At 38.0% G+C, this 2,655-nt stretch carries 5 protein-coding genes; 3 read left to right on the top strand and 2 right to left on the bottom strand.

Annotated features, from left to right (window positions below; translation table 11 throughout):
* Positions 1–310, bottom strand: a 310-nt coding sequence (locus AC33VI_RS20895; protein ID WP_491784196.1) for an FAD/NAD(P)-binding protein, incomplete at its 3' end; no start/stop codon positions are given.
* Between the two features lie 316 nt (positions 311–626).
* Here AC33VI_RS20895 and AC33VI_RS20900 point away from each other — a divergent pair.
* A complete protein-coding gene (locus AC33VI_RS20900) occupies positions 627–1,079 on the top strand; it encodes a DUF1499 domain-containing protein (RefSeq protein WP_491784197.1) in 453 nt (150 codons plus the stop codon).
* A 36-nt stretch (positions 1,080–1,115) separates the two neighbouring features.
* Positions 1,116–1,601, top strand: coding sequence for a DUF4112 domain-containing protein (locus AC33VI_RS20905; RefSeq protein ID WP_491784198.1), 486 nt, complete (start codon positions 1,116–1,118; stop codon positions 1,599–1,601).
* Here the strand turns inward: AC33VI_RS20905 and AC33VI_RS20910 are convergent.
* Positions 1,592–1,885, bottom strand: coding sequence for a hypothetical protein (locus AC33VI_RS20910; protein WP_491784199.1), 294 nt, complete (start codon positions 1,883–1,885; stop codon positions 1,592–1,594). The genes AC33VI_RS20905 and AC33VI_RS20910 overlap by 10 nt on opposite strands.
* 328 nt (positions 1,886–2,213) lie before the next feature.
* On the opposite strand from AC33VI_RS20910, the gene tnpA reads away from it, so the two are divergent.
* Positions 2,214–2,597, top strand: a complete 384-nt coding sequence (gene tnpA / locus AC33VI_RS20915; RefSeq protein WP_491784200.1) for an IS200/IS605 family transposase — start codon at positions 2,214–2,216, stop codon at positions 2,595–2,597.
* The last annotated feature ends 58 nt before the right edge of the window (positions 2,598–2,655 follow it).

The raw sequence follows: 2,655 nt of genomic DNA on the forward strand, positions 1-2,655 counted from the left end.
GACAGAAATCATTAAATAGCTTTGTTCCTGGTCTGTCATAGGGCGGAAACAGTTCGCTATGTCTATGTTCTGCAAAGGTTCTTAATTGATGGGGGTTGGGATCGGGATGATGAACGGCAGGAGAACGAAGATAGGGAATTTGTTGTGCTGCAAATTGCTGCTGCCATTGACTCATCCAAGTTTGACTGGGATCGAAAACTAGGAATTTAGAATAGTGTTTCGCACTTTTTTGTAACAGGTGGGTAGTTAAAGTAAGAGCCTGAACTCCTGCACCAATAATCGCGCTATCGATATATTCGGGTAATTTCACTCGTAAAAAATAATGATAATAATTATCTCTATCACTATATAATAATGATTATCATTTTAATTGACGAGCTTTTAATTAGGCTTGATGACTTCTCCTAATCAACATCTCTCTTTATTTCATCGTCCTCGTCGCCACCAACTAATTTTGTTGTCATCGAACTCACGTTGTCTAGATATTTAGAAGCGGTTACACTCACTAGGTTATACTCAAATATTAAGATACATATGCCTGACGGCGATCGCTTCTCGGACTAGCGATCTCAATGGCTATATCAATAAAATTATCAAGAAGTGTTTTGTTAGAGAGTAAACTTATCGTGTCTCGTTTCCTATCGATTATTTTGGGTCTGTTTGTTTTTCTATTTGGTAGTTTGAGTTTTAGTAACTCTGTTTTGGCTCTGGGAGTCATTAATGGAGAGCTTTCTGCCTGTCCAACATCTCCTAATTGTGTTGTCAGTCAAAATGGGGATGCCGACCACAGTATTGCTGCTATTACCTATAATGGCGATCGCGCTAATGCTAAAGAAACTTTGTTGAAAGTATTATCTGTAGTGCCTCGTACGGAAATTATCGAAGAAACCAATAACTACGTTCTTGCCGAGTCTACTAGTCGTATTTTTAAGTTTGTTGATGATGTAGAATTTTATTTCCCAGAAGATGAAAAAACAATTCAAGTCCGCTCTGCTTCTAGAGTTGGAGAATCGGATTTAGGGGTCAATCGCAGACGTATCGAACAAATTCGGTTGGCGATAGAAGACTTAGGTGTTTAATGTTTAATCTTTATTGATTGATAGATAAATAGATAAATGAAAACTTCTTCCCCTGTTAAGCAGATAGCTAGGATTAATCGACTGCGTCGTATTAGTCGAGTCTTAGATAATGCGATCGCCATACCTGGAACAAAAATAAGTTTCGGTTTAGACCCGATTCTAGGTTTGCTTCCTGGGGGAGGAGATACGATTACTGGGGGATTGTCGGCATATATCGTCATTGAAGCCGCAAGAATGGGCATTCCTAGGAAAGTACTAGGTCAGATGGTAGTAAATATCCTCTTAGACTCTTTTGCGGGAACTATTCCCGTTTTGGGAGATTTATTTGATGTAGGTTGGAAATCGAATGTCAAAAATATTCAATTGTTAGAACGGCATTTAGATATTGTTGAAGGGAAAAATAATAATCCTTGGTTAATTTTCGGTTTGATTCTCTTACTTGCCATCATTATTTTGGGTTTTGCTACCATCGCCTTTTTTTCCGTTAGGTTTTTCTGGAACTTAGTTGTTGCTTACAAGTAGCTAGAAACAGAACGTAATTCTGGAGGAATGGGAGTATCAGTCGAAAATTCCAAATTGGTTTCGCGATCGCTTAAATATCCCGATTCTGCAAATGCCAACAGCATTCTAGCAAGAGCGATCCAGACTTGGCGATCATATTCCCAATCTTTATTCCTAGAGTTGAAGCAAGTAATGGATTTTAAAGCCCAAAAATAGCTATTGCGCACTACAGAACCGCCTTTTTTGTAGGCTGGCAGATCTTCAAGAGCGATCGACAAGATATCATCTTCTATTTTGACTCGCATGAAGCCTCCAGCGACTAAACCCTAAGGGTTGTCCCCATTCGAGGATAAATAGTCGTGGTATCTTGGTCAATCACCATTGCAGGTCTTGCCCACAAAGATGACAGACTTACCCAGTTTCCAGGTTTACTGTCAGAACTTTGGCTGACAAGCAACTTGCCGTATTTAGTGGCAAGTTTAAGCTTATACGCTATATATCTAGCTGCAATATTGTACGAAGCACTTAGATCTATATAATCTATGGCATATCTTTTCTTGGTGCTGAACGATCCAAGTGCATAGTTATCTTTATCTCGTTTGACTTTACCTGTTCCGTCGTAGGCTGTACTTGATGTACCTCGTGCGTAGACAGATACTATCTTTATTCCATTCTCTTGTCCCAATTACTTTACAGATTAAATACAGACATAAGTTGATTACTGAAGAGATGCTACAAAGACTAGAATCGATATTTAGAAATACTTTAAATAAGTGGCGATGTAATATCGTTAGTTTTTCTGGGGAAACAGACCATATCCACGTACTTTTTGAAGAACACCCATCTCTTAATCTATCCCAGTTAATAGCCAACTTAAAAACCGTTAGCTCTAGACTGATTAGAAAAGAATATTCTGAATATTTATCTAAATATTTTTGGAAACCTTATTTTTGGTCTAGCAGTTATGGTCTAAAATCTATTTCAAAAGGTGCTGAGTTTGATGTAATAGTTAAATAGGGTTTGCTGAAAAAGGTGGAAACACTTGTCAAAAAAGAACTTGAAGCTGATTAAGTAC

The sequence above is a fragment of the Waterburya sp. genome (assembly GCF_058530065.1).

Bases quoted from the DNA above. Each gene is read 5' to 3' on its own strand.
- AC33VI_RS20905 (WP_491784198.1), top strand. From the start codon at position 1,116: ATGAAAACTTCTTCCCCTGTTAAGCAGATAGCTAGGATTAATCGACTG.
- tnpA (WP_491784200.1), top strand. From the start codon at position 2,214: ATGTACCTCGTGCGTAGACAGATACTATCTTTATTCCATTCTCTTGTC.
- AC33VI_RS20910 (WP_491784199.1), bottom strand. From the start codon at position 1,885: ATGCGAGTCAAAATAGAAGATGATATCTTGTCGATCGCTCTTGAAGAT.